At 44.4% G+C, this 25,557-nt stretch carries 29 protein-coding genes; 17 read left to right on the top strand and 12 right to left on the bottom strand.

The window, feature by feature from the left end:
- Positions 1–133: 133 nt before the first annotated feature.
- Positions 134–895 (bottom strand): transporter substrate-binding domain-containing protein, encoded by a 762-nt coding sequence (locus AB6E78_RS16805; RefSeq protein ID WP_017070266.1) that lies wholly within the window; start codon positions 893–895, stop codon positions 134–136.
- Between the two features lie 286 nt (positions 896–1,181).
- Here AB6E78_RS16805 and AB6E78_RS16800 point away from each other — a divergent pair, with 286 nt between their 5' ends.
- The 4 genes from AB6E78_RS16800 to AB6E78_RS16785 all read left to right on the top strand — a co-directional run bounded on the left by AB6E78_RS16800 (position 1,182) and on the right by AB6E78_RS16785 (position 4,339).
- Positions 1,182–2,231, top strand: coding sequence for an HlyD family secretion protein (locus AB6E78_RS16800; protein ID WP_017062229.1), 1,050 nt, complete (start codon positions 1,182–1,184; stop codon positions 2,229–2,231).
- A 72-nt stretch (positions 2,232–2,303) separates the two neighbouring features.
- On the top strand, positions 2,304–3,317 hold the full coding sequence (locus tag AB6E78_RS16795; RefSeq protein ID WP_017070267.1) for a DUF2955 domain-containing protein: 1,014 nt from the start codon (positions 2,304–2,306) through the stop codon (positions 3,315–3,317).
- Positions 3,280–3,747: a MarR family winged helix-turn-helix transcriptional regulator gene (locus AB6E78_RS16790; RefSeq protein ID WP_017062227.1), complete on the top strand. Its 468-nt coding sequence runs from the start codon at positions 3,280–3,282 to the stop codon at positions 3,745–3,747. Before AB6E78_RS16795 ends, AB6E78_RS16790 begins: the two co-directional genes overlap by 38 nt.
- 52 nt (positions 3,748–3,799) lie before the next feature.
- Positions 3,800–4,339, top strand: a complete 540-nt coding sequence (locus AB6E78_RS16785; protein ID WP_372133964.1) for a lipocalin family protein — start codon at positions 3,800–3,802, stop codon at positions 4,337–4,339.
- Between the two features lie 64 nt (positions 4,340–4,403).
- Here AB6E78_RS16785 and AB6E78_RS16780 read toward each other — a convergent pair whose 3' ends face one another.
- The gene (locus tag AB6E78_RS16780) at positions 4,404–4,742 is read right to left on the bottom strand and encodes a hypothetical protein (RefSeq protein WP_017084570.1); all 339 of its coding nucleotides are present in this window, start codon (positions 4,740–4,742) and stop codon (positions 4,404–4,406) included.
- A gap of 236 nt (positions 4,743–4,978) precedes the next feature.
- Between AB6E78_RS16780 and AB6E78_RS16775 the strand changes: the two genes are divergently transcribed.
- The 5 genes from AB6E78_RS16775 to AB6E78_RS16755 all read left to right on the top strand — a co-directional run bounded on the left by AB6E78_RS16775 (position 4,979) and on the right by AB6E78_RS16755 (position 8,200).
- On the top strand, positions 4,979–5,812 hold the full coding sequence (locus tag AB6E78_RS16775) for an AraC family transcriptional regulator (RefSeq protein WP_372133965.1): 834 nt from the start codon (positions 4,979–4,981) through the stop codon (positions 5,810–5,812).
- A gap of 104 nt (positions 5,813–5,916) precedes the next feature.
- Entirely contained in the window at positions 5,917–6,645 is a 729-nt protein-coding gene (locus tag AB6E78_RS16770; RefSeq protein ID WP_029235402.1) for an AzlC family ABC transporter permease, read from the top strand.
- Positions 6,646–6,647: 2 nt separating this feature from the next.
- Positions 6,648–6,977 (top strand): AzlD domain-containing protein, encoded by a 330-nt coding sequence (locus AB6E78_RS16765; RefSeq protein WP_029235401.1) that lies wholly within the window; start codon positions 6,648–6,650, stop codon positions 6,975–6,977.
- Positions 6,978–7,039: 62 nt separating this feature from the next.
- A complete protein-coding gene (locus AB6E78_RS16760; RefSeq protein WP_017070270.1) occupies positions 7,040–7,345 on the top strand; it encodes an NIPSNAP family protein in 306 nt (101 codons plus the stop codon).
- An 81-nt stretch (positions 7,346–7,426) separates the two neighbouring features.
- Positions 7,427–8,200, top strand: coding sequence for a viroplasmin family protein (locus AB6E78_RS16755; protein ID WP_372133966.1), 774 nt, complete (start codon positions 7,427–7,429; stop codon positions 8,198–8,200).
- Between the two features lie 194 nt (positions 8,201–8,394).
- Here AB6E78_RS16755 and AB6E78_RS16750 read toward each other — a convergent pair whose 3' ends face one another.
- A complete protein-coding gene (locus tag AB6E78_RS16750; protein ID WP_372133967.1) occupies positions 8,395–9,543 on the bottom strand; it encodes a glycosyltransferase family 4 protein in 1,149 nt (382 codons plus the stop codon).
- Between the two features lie 316 nt (positions 9,544–9,859).
- Between AB6E78_RS16750 and AB6E78_RS16745 the strand changes: the two genes are divergently transcribed.
- The 5 genes from AB6E78_RS16745 (at position 9,860) to AB6E78_RS16725 (ending at position 13,963) form a co-directional block, all read left to right on the top strand.
- On the top strand, positions 9,860–10,786 hold the full coding sequence (locus AB6E78_RS16745; protein ID WP_017062218.1) for a glycosyltransferase: 927 nt from the start codon (positions 9,860–9,862) through the stop codon (positions 10,784–10,786).
- A gap of 16 nt (positions 10,787–10,802) precedes the next feature.
- Positions 10,803–12,239: a lipopolysaccharide biosynthesis protein gene (locus tag AB6E78_RS16740; RefSeq protein WP_017067059.1), complete on the top strand. Its 1,437-nt coding sequence runs from the start codon at positions 10,803–10,805 to the stop codon at positions 12,237–12,239.
- 75 nt (positions 12,240–12,314) lie between these two features.
- Complete coding sequence (locus AB6E78_RS16735; protein WP_017070274.1) at positions 12,315–12,632, top strand: hypothetical protein; 318 nt, start codon at positions 12,315–12,317, stop codon at positions 12,630–12,632.
- 130 nt (positions 12,633–12,762) lie between these two features.
- A complete protein-coding gene (locus AB6E78_RS16730) occupies positions 12,763–13,377 on the top strand; it encodes a LysE family translocator (protein ID WP_372133968.1) in 615 nt (204 codons plus the stop codon).
- A gap of 151 nt (positions 13,378–13,528) precedes the next feature.
- On the top strand, positions 13,529–13,963 hold the full coding sequence (locus AB6E78_RS16725; RefSeq protein ID WP_017062214.1) for an N-acetyltransferase: 435 nt from the start codon (positions 13,529–13,531) through the stop codon (positions 13,961–13,963).
- A 74-nt stretch (positions 13,964–14,037) separates the two neighbouring features.
- Here AB6E78_RS16725 and AB6E78_RS16720 read toward each other — a convergent pair whose 3' ends face one another.
- The 4 genes from AB6E78_RS16720 to AB6E78_RS16705 all read right to left on the bottom strand — a co-directional run bounded on the left by AB6E78_RS16720 (position 14,038) and on the right by AB6E78_RS16705 (position 17,084).
- Positions 14,038–14,505: a DUF3429 domain-containing protein gene (locus AB6E78_RS16720; protein ID WP_017062213.1), complete on the bottom strand. Its 468-nt coding sequence runs from the start codon at positions 14,503–14,505 to the stop codon at positions 14,038–14,040.
- Positions 14,502–15,047 (bottom strand): glutathione peroxidase, encoded by a 546-nt coding sequence (locus AB6E78_RS16715; protein ID WP_372133969.1) that lies wholly within the window; start codon positions 15,045–15,047, stop codon positions 14,502–14,504. The genes AB6E78_RS16720 and AB6E78_RS16715 overlap by 4 nt, the downstream gene beginning before the upstream one ends.
- An 84-nt stretch (positions 15,048–15,131) precedes the next feature.
- Positions 15,132–16,475, bottom strand: a complete 1,344-nt coding sequence (locus AB6E78_RS16710) for an ABC1 kinase family protein (protein WP_372133970.1) — start codon at positions 16,473–16,475, stop codon at positions 15,132–15,134.
- Positions 16,476–16,697: 222 nt separating this feature from the next.
- The gene (locus tag AB6E78_RS16705; RefSeq protein WP_102393682.1) at positions 16,698–17,084 is read right to left on the bottom strand and encodes a thiol-disulfide oxidoreductase DCC family protein; all 387 of its coding nucleotides are present in this window, start codon (positions 17,082–17,084) and stop codon (positions 16,698–16,700) included.
- A gap of 162 nt (positions 17,085–17,246) precedes the next feature.
- Between AB6E78_RS16705 and AB6E78_RS16700 the strand changes: the two genes are divergently transcribed.
- Positions 17,247–17,804 (top strand): DUF1439 domain-containing protein, encoded by a 558-nt coding sequence (locus AB6E78_RS16700; RefSeq protein ID WP_372133971.1) that lies wholly within the window; start codon positions 17,247–17,249, stop codon positions 17,802–17,804.
- A gap of 216 nt (positions 17,805–18,020) precedes the next feature.
- Here AB6E78_RS16700 and AB6E78_RS16695 read toward each other — a convergent pair whose 3' ends face one another.
- The 3 genes from AB6E78_RS16695 to AB6E78_RS16685 all read right to left on the bottom strand — a co-directional run bounded on the left by AB6E78_RS16695 (position 18,021) and on the right by AB6E78_RS16685 (position 20,052).
- On the bottom strand, positions 18,021–18,179 hold the full coding sequence (locus AB6E78_RS16695) for a hypothetical protein (RefSeq protein ID WP_198928507.1): 159 nt from the start codon (positions 18,177–18,179) through the stop codon (positions 18,021–18,023).
- Positions 18,180–18,465: 286 nt separating this feature from the next.
- Entirely contained in the window at positions 18,466–19,677 is a 1,212-nt protein-coding gene (locus AB6E78_RS16690; protein WP_017039122.1) for a carbohydrate porin, read from the bottom strand.
- A 69-nt stretch (positions 19,678–19,746) separates the two neighbouring features.
- Positions 19,747–20,052, bottom strand: coding sequence for a hypothetical protein (locus tag AB6E78_RS16685; protein ID WP_017069639.1), 306 nt, complete (start codon positions 20,050–20,052; stop codon positions 19,747–19,749).
- Between the two features lie 207 nt (positions 20,053–20,259).
- On the opposite strand from AB6E78_RS16685, the gene AB6E78_RS16680 reads away from it, so the two are divergent.
- Positions 20,260–21,168: a LysR family transcriptional regulator gene (locus AB6E78_RS16680; RefSeq protein ID WP_017069638.1), complete on the top strand. Its 909-nt coding sequence runs from the start codon at positions 20,260–20,262 to the stop codon at positions 21,166–21,168.
- 59 nt (positions 21,169–21,227) lie between these two features.
- Here the strand turns inward: AB6E78_RS16680 and AB6E78_RS16675 are convergent, their stop codons facing one another.
- Positions 21,228–21,614, bottom strand: coding sequence for a hypothetical protein (locus AB6E78_RS16675; protein ID WP_017069637.1), 387 nt, complete (start codon positions 21,612–21,614; stop codon positions 21,228–21,230).
- Between the two features lie 17 nt (positions 21,615–21,631).
- Positions 21,632–23,293, bottom strand: a complete 1,662-nt coding sequence (locus tag AB6E78_RS16670) for an amidohydrolase family protein (RefSeq protein WP_017039125.1) — start codon at positions 23,291–23,293, stop codon at positions 21,632–21,634.
- Between the two features lie 435 nt (positions 23,294–23,728).
- On the opposite strand from AB6E78_RS16670, the gene AB6E78_RS16665 reads away from it, so the two are divergent.
- Positions 23,729–25,291 carry a glutamate synthase-related protein gene (locus AB6E78_RS16665; RefSeq protein WP_372133972.1) on the top strand — a complete coding sequence of 521 codons (1,563 nt, stop codon included), beginning with the start codon at positions 23,729–23,731 and terminating at the stop codon, positions 25,289–25,291.
- The last annotated feature ends 266 nt before the right edge of the window (positions 25,292–25,557 follow it).

Here is a 25,557-nt window from a genome sequence, read left to right as displayed (position 1 = left end):
TGGACATAAAAAGACCCCCAATAATTGGTGTCCAACTATTGGGGGTCAGTTCATTATGAGCGGCTTTTTGCTATCTGATGCTTTCTAAAGTGAACACAGTTCGCAATTAGTTTAGTCCACACTGCATACCAAACTATTCGTAAATGCTGTATGAAAAATACTTACTTGCGATTTTTTGATGCTGACCATTGTCGATCAAGCGCTGGATACCGTCATCAATAAGATCTTTGAGTTCATTATCTTGTTTTCGTACCGCGACACCAATACCACGCCCGAACCATTTTTCTTCTGTAAATTTAGGACCCGTAAAGTGGTAGTCCTTACCTTGCTCCGTTTCAAGAAAGCCCGTATTGAGTCCCATAGAACCACCAAACACGCTATCTAGGCGCCCGTTGAGTAAATCGGTAAAGGCTTCGTCGAATGATCCATAACGCTTGATATCTACATTTGGGTAGATCTCGGAAAGGTATTTGTCACCAATGGTAGCGCGCTGAACTCCAATTGTTAGTTCATTTAAGCTGCCGTCATCCATATTGATTTCACGCCCTTTTTCCATGACAAAACGAGTGGGAACTTTAGCGTAAGGCATCGTGAAGTTAACTTTCTTTTCACGTTCTTCGGTAATTGTCATAGCCGCTATAATTGCATCGTTTTTACGGCTTAAAAGCGAAGGGATAATCCCGTCCCAGTCAGTTTTTGAGATGATACATTTTACTTCTAATTCGACACACAAGGCGTTGGCTAAATCGACTTCAAACCCCTCTAATTCACCATCTTGCGTTGTCCAGCTGAATGGTGGGTATGCTCCTTCCACCGTAAATCGGATTTGCTTCCAATCTTTTGCGTAAGTAAATACTGAGAAAACACTGACGAATACAACAAATATCCACTTCATTTTTATTTCCTTATAGTTTTAATGGATAAGTTGGTTAATCAAATGTTAAAGAATATCAATGTTAATGCATATCATTGTGAGCAAAGGCATTAGATAACTTCTGGAACTCTTGCTTCCCAAACTAACTACACGACTTTTTCTTATCTAAATTTCTATTTATATCTTTCATAAACAGTAGCTTGCTGTACTTCTCGCAAGATCTTTAAGATACTCACCTTTGATTTATGTTGCATCTGAAACAAAAATCAATACAATGAGCGCATTATTTTGTTGCAGGTGAAACATTATGGCTAATAAAGCGTATCAATGGATGCTCTATCTAACACTTGGCACCAGTGCCTTGTTTGCTCTTTTCTTGGTGGCAAGTGACAACCTTGCGCCGTTCACAACTCAAGCTCAATTGCACATTCCAACCAGCCGTATTGCTGCAGAAGTGTCGGCGCCAGTGGTGGAGTTGGCTGTTAAGAATGGTCAGGATGTAAAAAAAGGGGAACTGCTAGTTCGCTTAGATCCAACTCGTTTTGAATTGGCGTTAACTCAGGCTGAAGCGGCTTTGGTTGAAGCAGAGCAAAGCTATGAAGCAAACAAGCAGCACTTGCATGGCGCGGAAGCGACGTTACGTCAGCGCCAACACGAAGCTCTGAATGCCGAGAGAAAATTGAAGCGTAACCAGCAATTGATTTCGAGAAAACTTGTTAGCCAAGAAACGCTAGACGATAGCCGATCGGACACGATTGTAAGACAGCAAGCCGTCGAAGCTGCGCAAGCCGATATTGAGCAGATAAAAGCTGAGCTTGAGAAAAGCAGCGACAACGGTGCTTTGGCTGTTGCTCGAACTCGCGTTGAACTGGCGCAATTGGATTTGGACAAAACGACAATCGTCGCGCCTGTTGATGGCGTAATCAGCAATCTCAACCTTAACTCAGGAACCTATGTTGGCGCTGGCAGCCCCGTTTTGTTTTTGGTTGATCGCCAGCATGCTTGGATTAACGCAGACTTCAACGAAAAGGGCAGTGCAAATCTGACTGCGGGAACAACCGTTCGTTTGGTGTTTGATGCAATGCCTGGTGAGGTGTTTGAGGGAAATATTCAAGGTCGTGAACTGGCTATCTATGATGCGAGCAGCGACAACAGCGGCCTCGCGAAAGTCGTGAATGATGATCGCTGGATTCGAGACCAACAAAAAGTGCGTACACAAGTAACGTTGCCGTCACTTGATCACTCATTGTTCTCAGGCTCTAAAGTGAGCGTGATGGTGGTGCCTGAAGCGACGTTTTGGGATGTGATCGGAAGTGCATGGATGGAAGTGCTAGCTCGCATTCGTTACCTAGTTTAACTGTGCTCTTCAATCATCGACTAACTGACTACCCACTGACGAAATAACGATTTACGACCTAAGAGGCAGATTATGAATAACGAAGTTCGAGGCCCGATTAACTGGTCTGAAGTAGCTTGGATCAGCGCTATCGTGTCTTTGGGTATGTTGGCTCAACTTTGGCTACAGCTAGGTGTTGCGGCGTACCTCGCTCTTTATCCGGTAATGGCGGCGACCAAGATTAACGACTACTCAGTGAGAGGTATGCTCAAAGCGTTTCTCCCTATCTTGGGTGTCGCTTGTGTGGCTCTGCTTGTCGATCAGTTATTTGCCTCACACCCGGCAGTGGTTTGGGGGATCAGTTTATGGGTATTTGATTTAGCAAGAAGGTGGGCCGACACGCCTGCCAAACTTGGGAAAATCTACATCCCATTGCTCAATTGGTTTTTGGTGATTGTGTTTGCACAACATGGCCCAATGCCGATGACGGACTGGGTTCGCGATATAGCAGTGAGCATGGTGACGACCATGGTTGTGGTGAGATTTGTGATGCTGTTCTTAAAGCCGCCCAAAGCGATGTCGCCGCTGCCAATGCAAAGTGTTCCTGTGACGTACCAGCAGCGAGTGATATATGTGGTCATGCTTGGAGTTGGTTTAGCATTTTTGATGATGGTCGATTTGATTGCCGCGACGTTCTGTATGATGCCTGTGATTATTGCGGCTGCGCAAAGTGAACGCATGAACTATCAAATGGTGGTGAAAAACTGTTTACAAGCCCACGTTGGTGGTTGTGCATTGGCGTTGGTCTTCGTAACCTTGTTAGCGGGGCAACACTCCTATAATTGGGTGTATATCATTGGACTAACAAGCTTGGTGACCATGATAGCAATTTGGATCAGCGGCAGTCGTGGTGGCGTGCGAGGTATGCATACTGAAGCGATGTTAGGAACTATGCTACCATTGCAACTCTATGTTTCAGCAACCGATCTTGGTTTGCAAGATACCTACTTTCGTGCAGAGTTAATGTCCATCGTGTTGGTATTATTAGTGGTCTGCCAAGGAATTATATATGGAAAATCAACCAGCATTATCCATCACCGGAATTGATGCACTCGACAGCAATCCTATGTTCTTAATGGGCTTTGCTTACAAACAGTTTCGAGCTCAAGTCACCGCTGAGATGGGCACCACTTCGGGCATTTCTCTAGAGATGTTTGGTGCGCTTCGAGTGTTAGATAAGCATGGCAAAATCACTCAGCAAGAGTTAACCAATTACTTGCTTCGAAATCGCTCTGTGACCAAGCGTTTGGTTGATAACGCGATTAAGCTGAACCTTATTGAGGCCAGCAAGAGTGAAACGAACAAAAAGGTAAAACTTCTTTCTTTAACGGAAGAGGGCAAGAAGCTTGCCGAATATTGTGAGCCTATGGTCGATAGTATCAGCGAGCAGTTTCAGAGTGCGTTGAGTGAAGACGAATCCAAGCAGTTACAGACCTTGTTGGCTAAGCTTGTAAAAACAGACCAATTCGTCGACTGATTATGCGATCGAAGGTGTGGGTCTAATAACAATCGAATAAAGAGTAAGTGACATGACATACAAAATATTAGCGATGCTAATGATTAAGCTGTTGTTTACGTTTCGTGGCAGTAAACCTACGTCTAAAATCCCCGCCTCTGACTTTGATGCCGAACGCTTCGCTGGTACATGGTATTCCGCTTGTTTTATCCCGCATCCATTGCAATCAAAGCTCGGTTCTTTGTCGTTTAGCTTTTTATTTGAATCTGACGGTAATCTTAAGCTGACAACTCGAGGCTACAACGCGAAAAAGAATGAGTGGAAGACCAAAGAACAAGCCGCAACATTTAAGGGCTCTCAAACCGAAGCGTGGTTTTCAGTCGAAGCGAATAGCCCTTATGAGAAGCAGAGAAAGGTAATTTTCTTGAATGAAGATTACACTCAGGCTTTGTTGGTGGGTCCTACCAAAAATACCTTACAGATCTTGTATCGCACTGCAGAGTTCACCAAAAAAGACTTAGACTCGCTGATTGAACGGGCGCAGAGCATGGGTTTTAAAACCAGTAAGCTAGTTCGTGTGTCACAACATATCAATGATGTGCCTGAACAATAAAGTAAGTTCGGCTAGTCCTGACTAGGTAGCTCGGCTAATAAGCAAACAACATTGCTAACCCGTTCTAATTCGCTGGCAACACCACTGCCGACGCTTCTTCCTCTGAATCTTCTTTGTCTTCTACTTGGTCAGCAACCCAATCAATTGTCTTTGTTAGATAAAGCTTGTTGGTTTCGGTGTCACACCAACTCTTGGATAATCCTCTTCGATTGAATTCACTGCCAATAGCGGCCAGTGTCTGGTTACTTGAGCGCCCGTAATACAAGGTGTCGCACAGTTGCAGGTTCGACATCGATTGTGGGTATGTATTAACCGACGAGGAGTTCATGCTCAGTGCTTTGGATTGATTGTGCGTACAGCCTGTAAGGCTCAGGAAAAAGAAAAGGATTAGCGTATTTTTCATGGTGTATCAGGTCTATTGCCGATGATTTGAAGACAGTATTGGCATGTATAATTAAATTATTGTCAATTATTCGCCAACTATTTATAGACCAAGACTTTCCTCCCAGTTAGAGAGCGTTATTAAGCCAACGACAAAAACAGTATTAACAAACAAAAGCGCAATTTTGTACAAAAGCTGAAAGAGACTATAGAGTAGACTGATAAGTCGCTCGATAATCAACAGGCTTGGGAATTGTTATGGAGAACAAGAAACGCTCTAAAGAAAAGGCCGAATATAAGATAACCGAAGAGCTCGGTGGCCTTGAAATTCTTAATGCTGAATACGAAAAGCAGAACTTCTCGCGCCACAGCCACGAAGGTTACACGCTGGGAGTCATCGAGCAGGGCGCTCAGCGTTTCTATCGAACGGGCGGGCATCATATAGCACCACAAGATGCGATTATTCTGGTCAATGCCGACGAAGTTCATAGCGGTCACTCTGCCACTGAAGGCGGTTGGGCGTATCGAGCCATGTATCCACTCCCAGATCAACTTGCCAAGATCACTCAAGAGCTAAACCTACCCAATTACGGCGCGCCTTATTTCCCAAGAGCCGTTGTTGAAGACCCAGAGCTCGCCAATCAATTGAGGTTGGTCTTCAACACGATTGATGAATCCGACAATCGCCTGTTAAGAGAGACCTTGATGTATGGGATGTTGGTTAAGCTGATTAGCCGACATGGAAAATCGCCGCTTAACCCTCAACTCGATGGGAAAACTCAGCGGCAACTTGTCTTAGTGAAAGAGTTCTTAGATGACTTTCCACAAGCCGATGTGTCTCTAGAAGAACTCTCTAAACTGGCGGCTTTAAGCCCGTTTCATTTGGTACGCTCTTTTCAGAAAGAGTTTGGCCTTCCGCCGCATGCGTATCAGATCCAATCTCGATTAAGGCTTTCCCGTAAGTTATTGAAACAAGGGCATACCATTTCAGATACCGCGCAAGAGTGCGGTTTTCACGACCAAAGCCATTTTCATCGACACTTCAAAAAGGCCAATGGCTACACGCCGGGGCAATACATCAAAATGCTCTAAATCGGACACCTTAATTCGTTTGTGAAATCGAGCAAGTTTGTACAATCGAACCGACTCAACTCTTCTTACATTGAATAGCAAATGTGAAGAGAGAAAAGAATGATATGGATAGCGAAACAATGGATAGACGAACACAGTTATGGAAAGGCGTTTTAGCGGGAATGCCCTTGAGCATTGCAGTAATCCCTTGGGGAATTCTAGCCGGTTCATATGCGATAGATGCCGGATTGAATCAACTTCAAGCGCAAGCGATGTCGGCTATTTTGTTTGCTGGCTCAGCGCAACTTGTCGCTGCGGGTATGTTCAAAGCGGGTATTGGTTTAGGCACTATGTTGTTGACCACACTGTTCATCACCTCAAGACACTTTCTGTATAGCGTATCGATGCGTGACAAAATCAGCCATCTTCCTGCGCGTTGGCGTCTATTACTCGGATTTTGGCTCACCGATGAGCTGTTCGCGATTTGTAGTGGGCAGTCTCAGAAGGAATTTAATCGCTGGTATGCTGCGGGTGTAGGCGGCGGTTTTTATCTCGTTTGGAATATTGCGAGCTTTGTCGGCATTGTCGCGGGAAGCCAAATTCCTTCGCTTAATGAGATTGGGCTCGACTTCGCGGTCGCAGCAACCTTTATCGCTTTGGTGTTCCCATTAATCCGAACTCTACCCGTCGTTGTGTGTGTGGTGGTTTCACTGGTCACTTCGGTTGCCATGTCGGTTAACAATATTGAGGGCGGACTAATGATTGCAGCGATTGCAGGTATGCTAGCGGGCTTTTTGAGTGAATCGTTCCAAGAGCGAAACAACGGTAACAAGACAATCGTGGAGGGGAAATAGAGATGATTTGGTTAACGATATTCCTCATGACTGCGATTGTTTTCTTTAGTCGGTATCTGTTTCTTGAGCCTGCAATCCCGCTTCGACTCAATCAAACCGCAAGGCGCCTATTGCGCTATTCAAGCCCAGCGGTGCTGACTGCGATTTGGGGGCCAATTGTATTTGCTCCTGAACAAACATTTTGGCCAAGCCTTGAAAACCCATACTTGATAGGCGCGGTGGTGACTGGCTTATTGATTTGGAAAACAGGCAATGTGCTACTAACGATCGGCGTTAGCATGGCGGTGTTTTTGTTCTATAACCTTGTCGCGGTTGATTACCTTTTCTCGTGAGCTTCAACTTCAATGTCAACTTAGGCTTTGTGTTTCTCCTATTATTTAAGGGCTGTATAAATATGATTACTTGTTATGTTCGATATGTGATTGATCCTAAAAAGGTAAATGAGTTTGAGGCATACGCAAAAATGTGGATTCCTCTGGTCGCTAAATTCGGGGGCCAACACAATGGTTATTTCTTACCGTCGGAAGGGGCGAACAATATTGCCTTGGCGCTGTTTACCTTTGAAAGTTTGGCTGCCTATGAAGAGTATCGGATTAAATCGTTGAACGATGCTGAGTGTATTAAAGCGTTTGAATTTGCAGACGAAGTTGATTGCATCGTGAGTTATGAACGCAGCTTTTTTAGACCTGTTTTAGAGTGATAGACCTTGCAACGTATAGCGTGGTGGCATCTAATGTACTGATTCACTGTTTGTGTGTTTAGGTTTTGGTAAGGAGTTAGTTTGGCTAAGAAATATTATGTGGTTTGGAAAGGTCGTACACCGGGTATTTTTACCACTTGGAATGACTGTAAGTCTCAAGTCGATGGCTTTGCTGGTGCGAGATATAAATCGTTCCCAACACTAGGCGAGGCTGAGTCTGCTTTCGGTGGTAAAACGTCGTCTGCGTCAGGTTCTACAGCGACAAAGCCAAACTCTGCGGGTAAGGCGACGAAAGCTAAGGTGCCGCCTCTTTCGGAGCAGCAAATCACTGATATGCCTTTTGATATCAAGATCTTTACCGATGGTGCTTGTGAGCCAAACCCCGGTGAAGCGGGGACGGGTTTAGCGGTATACCGAAACAACCAATTAACAGAATTGTGGTATGGCTTGTATCAACCTGTTGGTACCAACAATACCGCCGAATTACATGGGCTTAAGCAAGCGTTTATTCTCGCAAAAGAGAAGCTAAACGCGGGCCTCTCTGTTGCGATCTATTGTGATTCTAAGTACTCAATTGATTGTATTACTAAGTGGGCAACGGGTTGGGAGAAAAAGGGCTGGACTAAGTCGGGCGGCGAGATCAAAAACCTCGATATTATTAAGCTGGCGTATGCGCTCTACCAAGAGCTGGCTTCAAAAATTACCATCTACCATGTGAACGGACACGTTGGTATTGAAGGTAACGAATTGGCCGATAGAATGTCGATTGTGGCTATTTCATCGAAAGAGCAACAACTCGCTCAATATCGTGACATCGAAGATATTGAGTCTATTTTGGCACTGCGAGCAGGCTAGTTAGGCTTCTTAATGAAAAGCTACTGAAAGTCACTGAAAGCATAAGTCGCCATCATTAGGCAGTGCTAGACGAGCGTTACATTTCAAATCAATGTAGCGCTCTTTTGTTTTTGTGGTGCTCCGTTTTTTTATGGTGCATAGTCGTTCTTGTGAGACGCAGCAGCCCTTGCGATGCTTACTGCCTGAGTTCATCCTTATTGAGCAGGGTTCTCTATCCAACGAGATAATTGCTGAGCTTGTTTGATCGAATTAAAACTGTCTTTCACTCTCTCACGTGCCTTTAAACTCATCGATGTTTTATCGTTACTGCTCAGCTGCGCGAAACGCTCAATCGCTTCTCTTAATTCTTCCACGTTTTTTTCGCTAACCACAAAACCTGTCTCTGGTGAGACGATCTCTTTGCATCCCATGATGTTGGTGGTAATGACTGGCGTTCCCACAGCCATCGCTTCTTTTAAAACCAGAGGCCCTGTATCCACACATCCGGTTTCGGAAAAACAGAAGGGCGCGATTAGGCTGTCATAGTTCGATAGTTTTTCTTTTACCCATTCGTGAGGTTTCGCTCCAAGAAAGGTCACGTTTCGAGCAAGTCCTTTTTCTTTGACCTGCAATTTTAACTGTTGCTCTAAATCGCCAGTACCGATGATATCGAGATGAATGTCGAGAGGTTCGGCAATCGGCGCCAATGCATCAATAAGATGGTGGATACCTTTTTGCTCCACTAATCGGCCAAGGAAAATAAAGCGAAGTTGCTTCGTTTCGGTTTTTGGGTTGAGTTGGAACTGTTTGGTATTAACTCCGCAATGCAGGAGCTTAATGTTTCCTTTCGCCATGGTATTGAAGTCAGCAAGCATGTCTTTACACACTGCAACCACAAAATCACTCGATGAGATTTTATGTTCAATGTCATAAGCGAACTCGTAAACATCATGACCATGAGCAACGAACGAACAGGTGATATTCAGCAGCTTTGCCGCGACGATGGCGTGAGCTGTGGTGTGCTGACAGAAATGCGCATGTACGTGTTCGACGTCGTTTTCCGCGAGTTGCAGCGCTAATTTAAACCCATAAGCGAACAGTGACTTTTTCGGCATGCTGGTTTGCTTAGAAATAAATGAGACAGCCTTGATGAAACCTATCCAGTTAATGCTGGCGACTTTACCCTTCCGAACATTTTTACCTATTTCGACAATGTCGTAGTCGAACTGTTTTTCACTGTTTTCAATTTTGAACGTCATTACACAAACATCGTGCCCACACGCTTTCACAGAGTCGACTTCTGTTTGAATGAAGGTCTCACTGAGTACTGGGTAGGTTGGCGCCACAAATGCTACTTTCTTCATTCCTTACTCCTCAAATCCATATGACTAAAGCTATCAAGCCAAGGTAATAACCAATAAAGCAAGATACGAACCAAGATCGAATCGTAGCTTTGGAGGGCTTTCTGATTGCTTTTCGAAGGTTACCCCTTAAGAGGTAGCTCGTTTTCTCAAATTGATAATCAAATTGGAGTTGCAGTTTTTTTGAACATCTGTGTTTGGTCGTCATTTTGAGAATGGACGCGTAGGTGGCTGATCTAGATGTGATTTCATAGCAAGACACTCTCGGCATAGAACATGCAACGTCAGCCATATAACGTATAAATCTGAGGGCGTCATTATGGCTAAAGTAAGTGTTGTTATTCCTACCTACAATTGTTTGGATTACCTGCCGAAAGCGATTGGCAGTGTACTAAAGCAGACTCATCAAGATGTTGAGCTGATTGTCATTGACGATAACAGTAACGATGGAACGTCGACGTATCTTGCTTCTATAGACGATGAACGCATTATTACGTTGTCCACATTGGGTGTTGGTGCTCCTCAAGCGAGAAACCTAGGGATTGAAAAGGCGACCGGTGAATACATCGCTTTTTTAGACGCAGACGATTTCTGGTTTCCTGAAAAAATTGAGCGCCAACTCGAATTTCATCAACGTTACCCTGATCTCGCGATGAGCTTTACTAACTACGAACACCTGACTGAAGATTACCAAGTGATCGTGGATTGCTTTAGTTACTGGTCGCAATTTCAAGATCAAGACGAGCTGTTCATCAACATCGAGAACCCGCTGGAGTTCATCATTGAAAACAACGTGATTGGAACTTCAACGGTCATGGTGAAAGCGGATGTGTTTTCTCAAACAGACAGTTTCAATGCTGACATCAAGTATGGGGAAGATTGGGAACTGTGGCTTCGAATGAGTGAAAACCATCAGATCGGTGTGTTGAACTCGGTGCAGGTTGGCTACTTGATGAGAGCGAGCTCTGTTACCCAAACTGAAAGTCTTAAATTGAGAAATTTGCAGTCTATAGAGACTATTCTTCAACATTACCAAAATGACAGTCAACGATGGAATCTACCCACTTCTAGCTTCAAAATCGCAAAGGCGAGAATACTGGAAGGTTATGCTGACTATTATCGAGGTTTACAACAGAATAGACAGGCTATTGCCTACAGTTTCCGTTCTTTGGTCATGTCACCTCAAAAACGCACATTGCGACACCTAATTGGAGACTGTAAAAGTTTCCTAAAGCCAGCTTGGTAAGGAAAAGGTGACGACTATGGGTTCTTTAAAGCAGTCGGCTTACTACGCCATCGGTATATTAATGATGAAAGGGATTTCATTGGTGATGATCCCGTACATTACGCACAATATGACGTTGGCAGAGTATGGTTCCTTAGAAGCCATTGTCTTGCTGGCAGACATTGGGACGATATTGTTCAGCTTCGGTATTGTCGATGCCATGTATCGTTATGTGGGTGTCGCCGAAGGTGATGAAAAGCAAAAGCTCGTCTCGAACTGCTTCACATTGAGCGTGCTGGTGTGCGTGCTTGGGGGCGCCTTGATTGCCCTCAGTATGCCGTTGTTAATCTTAATGTTGCCAGTTGAATTCCAGCCTTACCAGATACTGCTTCTGCTTATTCCTACCATGCTCGATGGGGCGATTTCTATCCCGCTAACGCTGATGCGTATGAACGCGATGGCGAAACGTTTTTGCATGCTCAATGTGTTGAAAGCCGGTGTTCAAGCCATCATGACTTTTGTTTTGCTTGAGGCTGGATACGGTATAGATGGCGTGTTGATTTCAGCTGCGGTATCCAGTGTGTTGCTAATGGTTTGTTTAGTGCGTTATCAATGGCAAGAGATGGGATCTTTTGGTTGCTTCAAATACTCGGCGAAGATCTTAAAATTCGGACTGCCCGTTCTGGTTGGCGGTGCATCAATGTATATGATCATGGGGCTCGACCGCTGGGTAATGGCAAGCTTCGTCGGTGTCGAAGAACTCGCGATTTATGCGGTTAGCGGAAAGTTCGCGTTGATTCTTGGTCTGTTGTTGCAGCCTTACGCGCTTTGGTGGTTTCCAAACCGTGTGGCGATGCTTCAACAGCCGGGTGGCAGTAAGATGTGTGCCGATAGGGCGTTAGTCGGAGTGAACCTCGCCATTGTTTTAGGTTCGTTGATGATTCTAACGGTACCCGGATTTATTTCTCTCATTTTACCGAGCAGTTATCATTACGCGGGGGCCATTGTTGTTGCGCTGCTTGCGATTAGCGTTATCAAAAATGCAGGTGATTATCTTAACCTTGGTTGTTTCAGTGGCGATTCGAGTCAATCTCAAATGTGGATTCAAGGTGGATGTGCGGTCTTGGCGGCCATTGGTTATTTCACAGTGACGCCTATTTATGGCGTGTGGGGTGTTGTCGCGGTTCTTTGTGCAACTTATGTTGTGCGGCTCATGCTTCTGTATGTTGTAAGCCAAGCGATGGAACAATTACCTTATGAACACAGCAAGTGGGTAACCGCAGTTAGCATCGCATTAGTAGCGATAGCGAGTGATCAACTTCTGGGATTGGTGTTGGTTGATGTCCATGACTTTATTCTTGGATCGGCTGTTGGTGTAATCGCGCTGGTGGCCTTTGTTAAATACTCAGTGATCGTTGTCCCGCAAGCTCTGCTCGACAAGTTGATGCTGGGTAAGCAGTCTCACGCAAATTAAAATAAAACACTGTTCATAATGTGTGAGATTCGATAGTATTTATAAATTCAATGAATGCCATCAATGGAAAGATACATGAACAAGTGGATTGTGCTCTCAGCTCTATTCTCAACCTTATCGTACGCTTCGTCTGAATTGTCTAACCACGACGTACTCACTCAGCACTTTGACGTTCCTGAAGCTATCTCCTTAGAAAATCAAAACAGGGTATGTAATAGCCTTGTTTGTAGTTCGGTGTCTGCGCCAAAATCTGTTCCTGCTGTTGGCGACTTCCCAGAGCGAGAATCAAACCCAACGATAGATACAATTGCGAGCGCTATCTATTTCGTCGGTGAGATTGGTGTCGCCGAAAATCTAGCGACACCCGAGTACGAACAGTTTTTTGAGAACTGATTGAAAATTTACTGTATAGATTTGGTGCTTGTTTTTTATGCAGTTACAAAAGATATGAAATGCTGTTATAAACGATAAGACCTTGTTTAAGGATTTTATAATCACGGCATTTGGCAATTAGGAAGCACCAATGGAAATCTGGAAGTTACTGCTGTTTATCCCCGCTTGTTTTGCGCTCAACATGACTCCGGGCCCAAACAATTTGTTATCAATGAACAACGCCCGTTGTTACGGATTTCAGGCCGCCTTTGTCGCAGGCCTAGGAAGAATCCTCGCTTTTTCTGGCATGATTGCTTTGGCTGCATCTGGCTTAGCGGTTGTGCTTTATACTTCTGAAACGCTGTTCTTCCTTATAAAACTATTTGGCGCGATGTATCTGTTGTGGATCGCGTTCAACCTATGGCGCTCACAAGCCAGCCCGGTCGCGGATATCGAACGAAATAAGAATTGGTTTGGTCTGGTTAAACAAGAGTTCGCGCTCGCGGCGGGCAATCCAAAAGCGATACTCATTTTTACTGCATTCCTCCCTCAATTTGTCGATGTTTCAGCGAACGTAAATACTCAATTCTTTGTTTTAGGAAGCACGTTTCTTGTATTAGAAATGCTCGCGATATCGATCTACGCGGCATTTGGCTTATACCTCAGAAACTGGTTCTCTAAGCCACAAATGGCAAAACGTTTCAACAAAGCGTGCTCGGTTTTTCTTGCGTTATCTGGCGCAAATTTGTTGGTTATTCGACAGTAAAACATAAGTAACCTAATCTACTCCTCAGGCGTTAGTTAAGTGGCATCTTCGTTAAGGTAGTTCGTAAGCCTTTAGGCTGTTGATATATTGTTAATAGCACCTTTGAGTTTGCATGTTTAAACTTGAGGTTCGGTTTAAATGAGGTCTATCTATGAATGTTGTTTGTGCGGAAAAACAAGAACTGGCTGATATCTACCAGCTTGAACATGCTTTGTTTGGCGCTCACGCCTATCCGCTGTTTTTCTTTCGTCAGGCCTTTGATTGCTGGGGAAAAGGTTTATTGGTTGCTAAGCAAGACTCAAAGATTGCTGGCTATGCCTTAACGACAACCACAGACAAGCAGAATGAGTTTTGGGTCCTCTCATTGGCTGTAGACCAGAATTATCGTGGCATGGGAGTTGGCCGGAAACTGATGCAACAGGCGGTTGAGCAGTTGCCTCGAGATGCTAGGCTTTTGCTCACTGTAGACCCAAATAACACATCGGCTCGTGCGCTTTATGCATCGATGGGGTTCGTTACCATCAAGCAAGAAGACAACTACTTTGGTGATGATGAGCCGAGGTTAGTGATGAAGCTCATCATCTAGATTGTTGCTAACGGTTTTTAACAAAGGCGCTTAACTAAATCAAAGGCTCACACTTCAAAGACAATCTCGTAGCTCTAGGTTAGCATCACGATACCGTGCATTAACACGACACTAGAGGTCAGCCGAGTCCTCATATCAAAGTAGCCATCAGGACCTTGGCTCTGGTTCTCTTCTCTCATCGTCCTTTCAGCTCGCCAAACCGCAATATAACCAAAGATGAGAATCAGAGTTGTCACTAGCTCTTTTTGTTCGCCAAGCAATACTGCCAGCCAAGCGATGAGCACAATCGCGTTGCTTATTAGAAGTGCTTTGTTACTTGATTGGCTTTCAAAGTTTTCGATGCCATTTGCCCACAAGATCCCTGAAAGAAAACTCAAAATTGCCACGCTGTAGGTGATGAACAGCGTTTCACCGCTTATCCCCATAAATTGGCTGTCGGTGAGCGAAAGGAGAAGACCGAATAAAAACGGAATTAACCCCATGTACCCCAGTTTGGCCATGGTGTTACGGGTTTGAGTTGTTGCCATGTAATCCGCCTTCATAACTGCTGCTCAATCGCGTTTTTGAGCGTGGCACTCACTGGAGATGTGGAGCTAGGGAAGGTGGCGACGACTTTACCTTCTTTACTGATCAAGAATTTGTAAAAGTTCCATTTAGGCGTTACGCCCGCTTGCTGTTGTATCTCTGTAAACACGGGGTTGGCGTTGCTACCAGACAGTGAAGCTCGCGCCATCATTGGGAAGGTCACGCCATAGTCTAGGTAACAAACCTTTGCCGTCTTCTCTTCGCTTCCCTTGTCTTGGCGAAAATCATTACTTGGGAAACCGATAACCGTGAAGCCTTGGTCTTTGTAGGTTTGATGAAGTTGCTCGAGTTGCTTAAACTGCGGAGTGAAGCCACATTGGCTCGCTGTATTTACCACCAATAGAGTTTTGCCTTGAAACTCATCGCACAAGGCGATTTCTTCGGTTGAGTTTAACAAGCGCTGTTTGCCATTAAGTATTTCGGGACAGCTCGCTGCAAAGGCGATGGAACTCGTGAGGCTTGTAATCAGTGCGGTTGAGCAAAGTAGTGAACATTTCATAGGGTTGGCTCATTTTAGTTGGCGTAATGGTTATTACTCTTGAGCACGATGAAATGATCACTTTGCGTATTATTTACTGTCTCATTAACTCGCGCTTTTAGTTGTGCTTTTGCTCTCTGAGATAAGATATGGAGCGACCAAGCGACTGATATTCACTTTTGCACCAAGGCGAGCCGCTAATAGATACATGCCACCAATTTTTCGGTGCAGGAACAGCGCATCGGCGGGCGGCGTATGCCAATACTCTTGTTCCATGCTCAAAATGGTGCCTGCTTCACGAAGCCTTTGTGCCAATCCACTGGCTTTGAAGTCGTACTCTTCGTCAACTAACATCGGCTCACAGGCCATCTTCACTAGATTTAGAATCGCTTGGCGTTGTTCGGGAAGAATTGTCTCGCTAAAGAATCCTATTTGCTCTAAAGCTCGGTTGAGCACTTGCTCATCGTTGTTAATGACAGAGGAAAAGGCCAAGCGATAACCCTCGCTGAAGCGGTCACTGTACTCACGGGTTGCTCCGAAATCTAATAAGCCAATTTGTCGGGTGTTTTCAACATAAAGGTAGTTGGCGAAATTGGGATCGGTTTGCACCATCTTAAAATCGAACAACTCTCTGAACAGAAGCTCCAGTAAGCTGTGCATTACAAAGTCACGTGTGCTTTGGTCGTAACTTTCGATTTGCTCTATCGAGACGCCTTCGATGAAGTTCATGGCGAGCACCGATTCTGAAGAGACTTGCGGATGAATCTTAGGTACGACGAAGTGAGAGTATTCTTTCAATGCATCATGGTAACGAGTTGCGTAATCAGCTTCGCGAGCATAGTCTGCTTCATCGTGGAGCTGTTTCTTTGCCTCTTCTAACAAGCCTTTGTAGTCGACCGACTTTGGTATCAAGCCAACAATATTGAGCAGCGTGCCCACGTTATCTACATCACTGTCGATACTTTTTCTAATGCCGGGGTATTGGACTTTGACTGCGAGTTTGTCCCCAGCATCACTATAGGCTTGGTGAACTTGTCCGATAGATGCACTGGCGATCGGTTTAAAATTGAAGGACAGGAATTCGGTTTTCCAATGGTTCCCGAGCGAGCTTTCTAACACTTGATTGAGCTGTTTTGTTGGCAGTGGATCGGCATCGGAGCGCAGGCGAGAGAGAATGTCGGCTAACTCTGGTTCTAAGACATCACCCGCATCCATTGATAGCATCTGTCCTAACTTCATAGCCGCACCGCGCAGGTGTGCGAGTTGATCGGTCAGGCGAGCAATGTTTTGTGGCGTTAACAGTAAGTCTTTTGCTTTGGGCCTGTTGCCTTGTGCAATTTGTTTGGTGCCTTCCGTTAGCACGTTACCCGCGACTCTTGTCGCCAACGAAGCGAACTTACTGAATCTAGAAATTCGATGTGTGGGAAGGTTTCTCTCTTTTGCCGACATAAAGGTTCTCACTTAGTTATCAAGACTCACTACAAAGTTCTATAAATCATTACCCAACCGAATGTTTTGTTGTGGTAACTTGTCTCGCGAAACAGTAAACAGAATTTAAAGGACAAAACATGAAGTTTATTTGGTTAAAAGTCGCGGTTACCGTTTTAGTTTTTGCTGCGCTGTTTGGTGTGGTGTATTACAAAGTCGCAAGTGGTATGTCTTAACCAAGCGCTATTTTGTGCAGCTGTTACCATCGCAGCGCGACTTTCCGGTTAACCAGAAAGAGACTTTGTATCGGTTCTTGGCAAACCGAAGATAACACCAGTCGGCCACTGGCTTGAATATCGCCCAACGTAAAGGGGCGTATAGCCAACCTTTTCCTACTAAGCGCCACGCTTGGTAGGTCACGTCTAAACCTAGCAGCAGTTTTCCATTCTCATCCAGTGCATGCAAAACGGTGTTGGCTGCGTCGGCATCAATCTGAGGGTAGTCTGAAAAGGCTTCACTGTAGATATCGATGGTTTGAATCTTATTCTTGACATCATGCTTTGCAAGTGCCGCCATCTCCTTTGCGCACAACGGGCATGTCCCATCGTAAAATATCGTTAATGAAGTCATTGCTTCCCTTACTATTTTTACCAATTACAAACTATACGCAATCACCGATTAGGTGGATCATTTTGCTCAGTTATCCGACACTGTAATTGTGACGACTATTTTACAGTGCCATCTCGAGGTAAAATCCGTTCCATGCAATTACATATTAAGAGTCGATCCCCAATGACAACGAAATCAATGAGCCGCTTCATTATAGCCTTCATAACCCTAATGCTAGGTGGTTGTGTTAGCTATAGCGTGACTGAACAAGAAATGACGAACTACCTACAAGATTCAGTGATGTTAGAGCAAGAGGTTGGTGTGCAAAGTGTGATGTACGCACAAGTGGCTGTGGATGATCTAGAAGTGCAAATTGGTCGAGCCGATGCACAGCGCGTGTCCGTGTTGGCGAATACCAATGCAAAAGTTCAAGTGTTCAATATGCCTAATATGGGGTTGGATTTAGACTTAGAGTTCAGCGCGATTCCCGAATACGACAAGGAGAGTGGCGAGGTGTATCTAAAGTCGCTGCGACTAGAGCGCTTTGAAGAAAAAGGCAAACAGCTTTCGCCTGAAATAGAGACACTACTCAAACCAGCTGTATCGATGATAGGTTTTGCTTTGTCCCAGTCTCCGGTTTACAAACTCGACAGCAACAAGGTTCAAGAGTCGTTGATTAAGTCATCGGAACCCAATCTAGTGATTAAAGACAATAAATTGGTTATCGAATTGTTTGATTAGAGGCTTGTTGTATTAAAGGTTGACTAGTTTTTGCCTGAGTACGGAGTAACTTGTTATTGTGTACTCGGGCTGAGGTTAATTCACTCTTCTGATTGTTGTTCGATAAAAGCCATTAACCAGCAACTTATTTGGTGCTAGGGCATTCAGTCGAGATGTCTCCAAACTTTTGTTTATGAACATTGATTGTCAGATCACTCGGTTTACTCCAATCGATGATTAACTTAAAAACATGTCGTAATCAGAATTTGGCCATTCTGGGATTGGGTCAACGTTATCAAAGCGATGCTTAATCAAAGTAACAAGCACTCCAATGCTGATGTGTTCCCACGCCAGTAAAAGATCTGCATTACGGTATTTATCTAAGAATAACTTCAAAGTCATTCCAACCATATTGTGTGTTGATGGGCATGCCATATTGGATCGCAGTTGGAGCAATGGTTACCAAGGCCGTCATCTGGCTTTTCGGCATGTCGAACAAGAATAATTCGTTGTACTTGATCGTTACTTGTTTTTTCTGCTTCCGCAGTCGCAGTATTACAAGCCATACCTAAGAGTATCGCCAAGAATATTTTTACTTTCATTTTTTACTCGAAATTTATTTAGCACTCCTGCAAGGTTAATAACGATATTTTCCTTAATATCATTTGTACGTGTGTTTAATTTAGAACTCGAATTTTGCTTTTAGGGCAAATACCACATCGGTTTTATTCTGGATTAAATTGATGTTGTCGAAGCCATTGGTCAGATCAACCGCGGTGTGATTCAGAACTTGCACACTTGGAGAAATTTGCAGCCATGGTGTGATTTGAGCTCGGTAATACGCTTCAGTTGTATATTGGTCGTCTAAGTCCAACCCTTGCGTTGTGCTCTCCATTGGGCTTGCCCAGTTAACTGCCAGTCCAAACATGTCTTGGTTTCTCTGTGCAGGAATGTAACCAAAGCCGGCGCTTACTGAGGCGTCATACATGGCTCCGCCATCTTGAGCCCATCCAGCCCTAATGAAAGGCAACCAACGTTCAGCCACTAAACCTGATAGAGACAGGTTGATACCGTAACCTTCATCATCGTTTCCAACTGCGTCACGCTGCCATAGGCTGATATGAGCATTGCTGATGAACAGCATATCTTTACTTGGTGTCCAACCGAGTTCTAAGCTTTTCCAAGTGGCCCCTGTGTCAAAGAGCTCTTTGGCTCCTTCAACTAAGTCAGAAGCGTTGCCTTTAGCATCAAGAATACTGGCCGAGCCATAAATGCTATCTGAGAAAAAACCGCCGGCCATAACACCCAGTGCACCATCAGGCAATCCACCAATCGTTCCACTTCCGGAAGTAAACACACCACTGTTGAAGTCATTCCATGGGCTAGCTAACGCATAAAAATCGGTGTAATCCGTCATGTCTAAGAAACCAGCGTAAACCACCATCTGTTCTTGCAGTAGAGATTGACGCCAAAATAAATGAGTGGTTCTAAAGCCTTGATCACCATATAAGGAGTGAGCAAAACCTAAGTAACCGAGATCGGCCAAACCGTATTCTTTCGGGGAGTTTTCTGTGTATTTATGTCGATGCTCAAACTTGAATACAATTCCGCCTTTGTCTCCATCTTCTGTCTCTATAAGATCCCATTGACCAAAGACTCTTAATGCTCCTGCCGCAGCAGATGCATCCCCAAGAGGATCAATCGCTCCCATACTCAGCATGTTGTAATCCATGCCCAACTGTAAGCCATGCTCTTTTTGAAGGTTTTGCTTGGTTTCATTCCATGAATCGTAATGTGAACGCGAAGTCGAGGACTCTACTGACATTACTTCAGCGGTTGTTGCCCCTGATGCCAATATCAGAGCAATCGTTGACATATTCAAAAGATGTTTCATTTTAACCTCTTAGTAATTACGACTCAGCTTGGTTAATCAAATACGCTGAGTGCAAAAATAATGATGTATCTACTTTAGGATTGGATGACTGAACTTGATTGTTACTTCGCCATAAGTGTTCTCAACTCTAAGCTCTCCCCAGCGAGATTTATCTTGTGATAAAGGTGTTGCTAGACGGAGTGTTGTTTTCAAGGTGCTGCTTTCAAGATCGCCGTCGATATATGTGTATTCCGGATTGAAGGTGAAAAAAGTGCCATCGTCGCCAGTTTTAACGTTCAGGAATGCCGCAGCAGTACCACCAATCGCGGTTTGGTTGTTGATGCCAAATCCACCGCTTTGGATAAAGTCTTCTTTGTATTCGTATCGGTATTTCACATAGGTTGTTTAGATAAGCCGGAATGATATAAACGTTTAATGGAAACTCAGAATTGCTATTGTCTGACGTGATCAGACAAACTATTTGAACCTTGTTGTTTTTTTTTGAGGTGGAAGTCGTAACCTATGCATGTTCTGTCTATACTCATCACGTCAAAGTGATTGATTTGAAAGTAATAAAGCATTATTTGAATATTGGAGTCATCTATGAATTTCAGCCTCGAGCAACTCTCCACCTTTGTGACGGTTTACGAGCAAAAATCTTTTAGCAGGGCAGCCGCTAAGCTAGATAAACACCGTAGTACCGTCGGGCAAGTTGTTGTCAATTTAGAGGATATTCTTGATGTCGCACTCTTTGAGCGCAAAGGTCGCAGTGTTGAAGCAACACAAGAAGGTAAATTACTTTACCGCTATGCCAAGCAAGCCGTTGAGCAGCTAAAAGCCTTTGATAAAATAGCGCTCAACATCTCCCAAGGCGAACCAGAAACCATCAATATCGGTTATCTAAGCTTTATGCCACAGCTCATTTTGGCTGATATCAGAATGCAATTACAAAAAGACTTTCCAGGTTGTCGAGTCAATATGCTGGTCATGAATAAAAAGGAGATTGAGCAGGGGATTGAAGATGGGACACTGCACTTCGGTTTTTTGAATACTCATGAGAGTAGGGCGATGAATAGCTTTCACGCGGTTTACCTAGAAACCCTTACGCTGCTCCCATTCGCAAGTAAAGGCAGTGAACTGAGTAAAACGCCACCAAACGAACTGTTCTCTAAGTTAAAAATATCTAAGCAGTTAATCTTGAAATCATTAATCGATGAAGGGATGGCAGATAAAGTCACCCTTTCTGCTAACTATGAGCTTGTTGACCAACTTGCGCTTGTGATCCAATTGGTTCGGCTAGACTTAGGTTGGGCGTTACTTCCTCGCTCTGTTATTTACTCTGAATTCGTGCAGCAAAATTTAATTGAGCTCAAGCCTACTGAGATTAAAAAAGGGTTAGAGATTCCCATTTCATTATGGAGCCCACACTCTTTGCACATTGAAGGGATAAGGGAATCTATCGTTACTGCTGCTAATGAATACATCCAACACGTTTATGATGAATACTTCTAACTTGGGTTTATTAGATGAAAAAAAAGCCAGTAAAAATCACTGGCTGTTATGAGGGCATATTAGTGCGCGTTAGGTAGATCGTCTCCAATCGCTTGTCGTAACTTCATCAGTTTCGTTCTTTGCCAGATATTCGTACTTGATATCTGAATCTCGAACTCTTGGTGTTCATCACAAAATATCGCTGATGGCAATTGGTCATAACTTCCGATCAAATCATCAAGTTGCACCTGAGACAAATTGGCGACATCTACGCCGACTTCGCTTACATATGAGGCCAGTTTACTCTCCTGAACTAACGTTGGCGCTTTCGGTTCTTTGACAGATATTTGTTGTCCTGTTTGTTTAAAACTAGACACATCAAATCCCATATCATCGATGCTAGTTGCACTTGTCGTTCCTGAAAACGAACCCGTGAGTAGCAATGCACATATAGCCTTTTTGATCATGATTACCTCACCTTTTTCTATAGTTGCGGATTGCCAGAGGCACCCGAGTCATCGATAGAAATCGTTGGTACTGTTAGGTTTTCCAAGAACTTTTCTTTGCTCAATCCTTCAAATCGCGATTCATCCGAAGGTGTGTTACGAATGGGTTGGCCTGCCCATACTTTTTGGAACTCAGCTTCTTTAACCACTTGCTCACCATTTACGATGACATAAGAAATACCGGTTGTTGGATTGCCTTGTTCTTTGGCTTTGTAAGTCGCATTATCGGTTACGTTTTCTGGGTCGAAAATGGTGATATCAGCAACCATGCCTTCTTGCATACGACCACGAACTTTCATTGATTCAACACCCGCATCACCTAGATGCTTTGCTGCCCAGTAAGACGTTTGAGCAAGTGTGAATAACAATGGTACGCCTTCTTCACGTGCCATACGTAATACTTTGCCTCGAGTACCCGCAGTTCGAGGGTGACCTTGATATTCTGTTGGATCGGCATCCCAAGAATCAGTACCTAAACCTGAATAGATAGAATCTGCTGCAACGGTCATGTTTGGAATTTGTAGCCAGTATTTCATCCAATCTTTACGTGCAGGGCTAAACAGAACCACCAAGTGACCCGGTTCTTCAGCGGCAATGACCAGATACTCTTCTTTGGTCAGAAATTTATCGCGTGTTGGGTCGTACATCATTTCTTCATACTTCGCGTTGTACATCCCTTCCACAGACTCCGGTACAAGGAAAGATGAACCAATCGCAGTGGATGCCGCATCATATGGATAGTATTCAGACCACATCACTAAGCCTTTCTCTCGTGCAAGCTTTAGCTTTTCTTCTACTTCCCACCAACCGAAGTCGTTGTTGTGGAGCATCAAAAATGGTAAGTCGAGAAGCATCGCATTGGTAAAGATTTCGTCAAAACCCAGCTGTGCTTCTGGATTTGAAGGGTTAGCGTGAAAACGGGTATGTGATGATACAAATCGGTCCCAGTTTGCTGCGACTTTCATGGACTCGTACATCTCAAATGCCGTCAAACCATCTTTCATATAAGCGGTTGTTGAAGCTAGGTTCAATGCACCTTCTGCAAAGCCTTGATCAAGAACAGAAAGGATTTGGTTCATCTGCTCGATATCAGCTTTGGTCTCAGACCAGCCACTCACACCGTCTTTAGCCGCTTCAGTTCGAAGCGAGCCAAGAATCGTAGTTGCATCATGTGGGCCTGTAATTTTCACTTCAGGATCTAGGATTTGAAGACGAGCTCCTTCGTGGCTGACACCAGTACCGTAGTTCAGTGGCCATTTACCCGCTTTTTCTTCATACCACTCACCGACGCGAATCGCACCGACTTCCAGATCCATACCAGATGTTACACCATCTAGGGCTGCAAGCTTGATAGATAAACCATCTAGCGAGTGAAAATGGGTATCAATGAAACCTGGGGCAACCACTTGATTTGTCGCATCTATTGTCTCATCACCGTCGAGTTTTTCTGCCGTGATTTTGATGATTTGACCATCTTTGATCCCGACGTTTAATACAGCATCCAGCATGCTTTCAGGGTCCATCACTCGTCCATTCTCGATAACTAGGTCGTAATCCGCGGCAAAAGCACCTGACGCACCTAGGCACAATGCGATACTAACAAGTCCGCTTATGCGGCCTTTCTTGAATGATTTTTTCATGATTTCTCTCTTTGTTGCTGGAAAGGTTAAAGTGTTTACCTATTTCAGCTGAAATTAATTGTCGTACTGCCGTTTGTATTTCTGGCTTACCTTTGGAAGCTGAGATAATTCTAGCTCAATTTTTATATAACAAAATTTCAGTTTGTCTGATCTAACCCTACAAACTTAAAACTTGAGTTAATGATGAGAGCCTTGGTGTTGGTCTTTAAAAGTGGTTTTCCATTATTTAGACAGAATAGATATTGTTGAGGCATAAAACCAAGATATGAATATCAGCACGATGGCTATCGGTTTGATGGTGATTCAGGCTTTCGACTGGAGTCGCTTTACTTCATCCGTTTATTGAATTAGCCGCGTATCTCACCTTTACTTTATTCTTGCGAGCAAGTCATCGCTTCAGTCATCAAATCATAAAAAAGAAAAGGTGAACGAACTATGAAGAGTCCAGTAATCGCGGATAACAAACCCGTCAAAATCGAGCTGACAGAGGGAGAAGAGTATTACTTCTGTACCTGCGGGAAATCGAAAAGCCAACCGTTTTGTGACGGTTCTCATGCTGGTACGGGGTTCAAACCGAAAAGCTTTGTCGCCGAAGAGAGCGGAGACGCCTACCTTTGTCGCTGTAAGTATTCCAACAACCTTCCTTTCTGCGATGGCACTCATAAACAGTTCACAGCGGAACAAGTTGGGCAAGAAGGCCCGGAGGTTCACATTCAAGCGGCTGCGCCAGATTTGTCGCCAGCTGCGAGCGCAACCAAAGAAGAACCTACCGTCGAGTTTATTCATCAACTGGCGCGTGATGGTTTATCCAAGGTTGGACATCATGGGCCAATGACCTCCATGGGCGTTCCAAGACATCTATTGCCTCACTGGGACGATATTCAAGTGATGGTCGCGCAAATGGCCACCAAGCCTTTGCTGGAGAATGTGCCCGTTGGAACTGAACTGATTATTGGCCCCAAAGCGAAGAAGCCACTCAAATTGGACATCTCTTTGTTTGTGTCTGATATGAGTTTTGGCTCGCTATCTGAAGAAGCAAAAGTCTCATTGGCGAAAGGTGCCGAACTCGCAGGGACGGGTATCTGCTCCGGTGAGGGCGGTATGTTACCCGAAGAGCAAGCGGCGAACTCTCGCTACTTTTATGAATTAGCCAGTGCTCAGTTTGGTTACGATGAAGCTAAGCTCAAAAACGTTCAAGCCTTCCACTTTAAAGGCGGGCAGGGTGCCAAAACCGGAACGGGCGGGCACTTACCGGGCGCGAAGAACATAGGCAAGATCGCGGAGGTGCGTGGCATTGAAGCGGGCACGGCAGCGATTTCTCCACCCACCTTTGTCGACCTTAACACGGTCGAGGATTTTAAAAAGTTCGCCGACCGTGTTCGAGAGGTGACAGGCGGTATCCCGATTGGCTTTAAGTTAAGTGCCAATCACATCGAAGAAGACATTCAGTTCGCGCTTGATGCCAGTGCCGATTACATCATCTTAGATGGGCGTGGTGGTGGTACAGGGGCGGCGCCAGAAATGTTCCGTGACCATATCAGTGTTCCCACTATTCCAGCACTCGCTCGCGCTAGAGCGTATCTCGATAAACAAGGGGTCAGTGACAGAGTCACATTGATCATCACGGGCGGCTTGCGCGTGCCGATGGATTTCGTAAAAGCGATGGCGCTTGGTGCTGATGGTGTCGCTATCTCAAACAGTGCCATGCAGTCGATAGGTTGTGTGGCGGCGAGAATGTGTAACACCAATAATTGCCCTGCTGGTATTGCAACTCAAAAAGCCGATTTACGTCAGCGTTTGAATGTCGAGAAAGCATCGAACCAGCTTAAGAACTTCTTTGAAGCCTCGACAGAATTAATGCAAGTGATGGCGAGGGCATGTGGGCATGATCATTTGAATCAATTTAACCCTCATGATTTGGCAACATGGAATCGCGAAGTGGCCGAGCTATCCGGTGTCGCTTACTCTGGTGTCTGTCCATTAAATCACTTTAAGTAAATAATACTTCGATAGAGCACACTCAATGTATTTTGGGTGTGCTGACTTTTTCCTGTGTAATGCCAACCTATGTTAAACCTTTCATAATCAACTGCTTTATAAGTGTTTTTAAACTATTTCCTATATTTTGAAAATATCGCTTTACCTCAAGTTAACTTGAGGTTTTATCATCATCCCCAATCTAAAAACACAATCTATCACCTTGTCGCCTAGTGCAGGTTTTGATGTTATCAAACAGACGTTACGAATCTTCAGTTATGAATTTT

Source organism: Vibrio sp. 10N.247.310.98 (assembly GCF_041467395.1).
GTDB classification, from domain to species: domain Bacteria; phylum Pseudomonadota; class Gammaproteobacteria; order Enterobacterales; family Vibrionaceae; genus Vibrio; species Vibrio crassostreae_C.
Note: the sequence above shows the minus strand (reverse complement) of the source record. Positions and strands in the feature narration are given on the sequence as shown.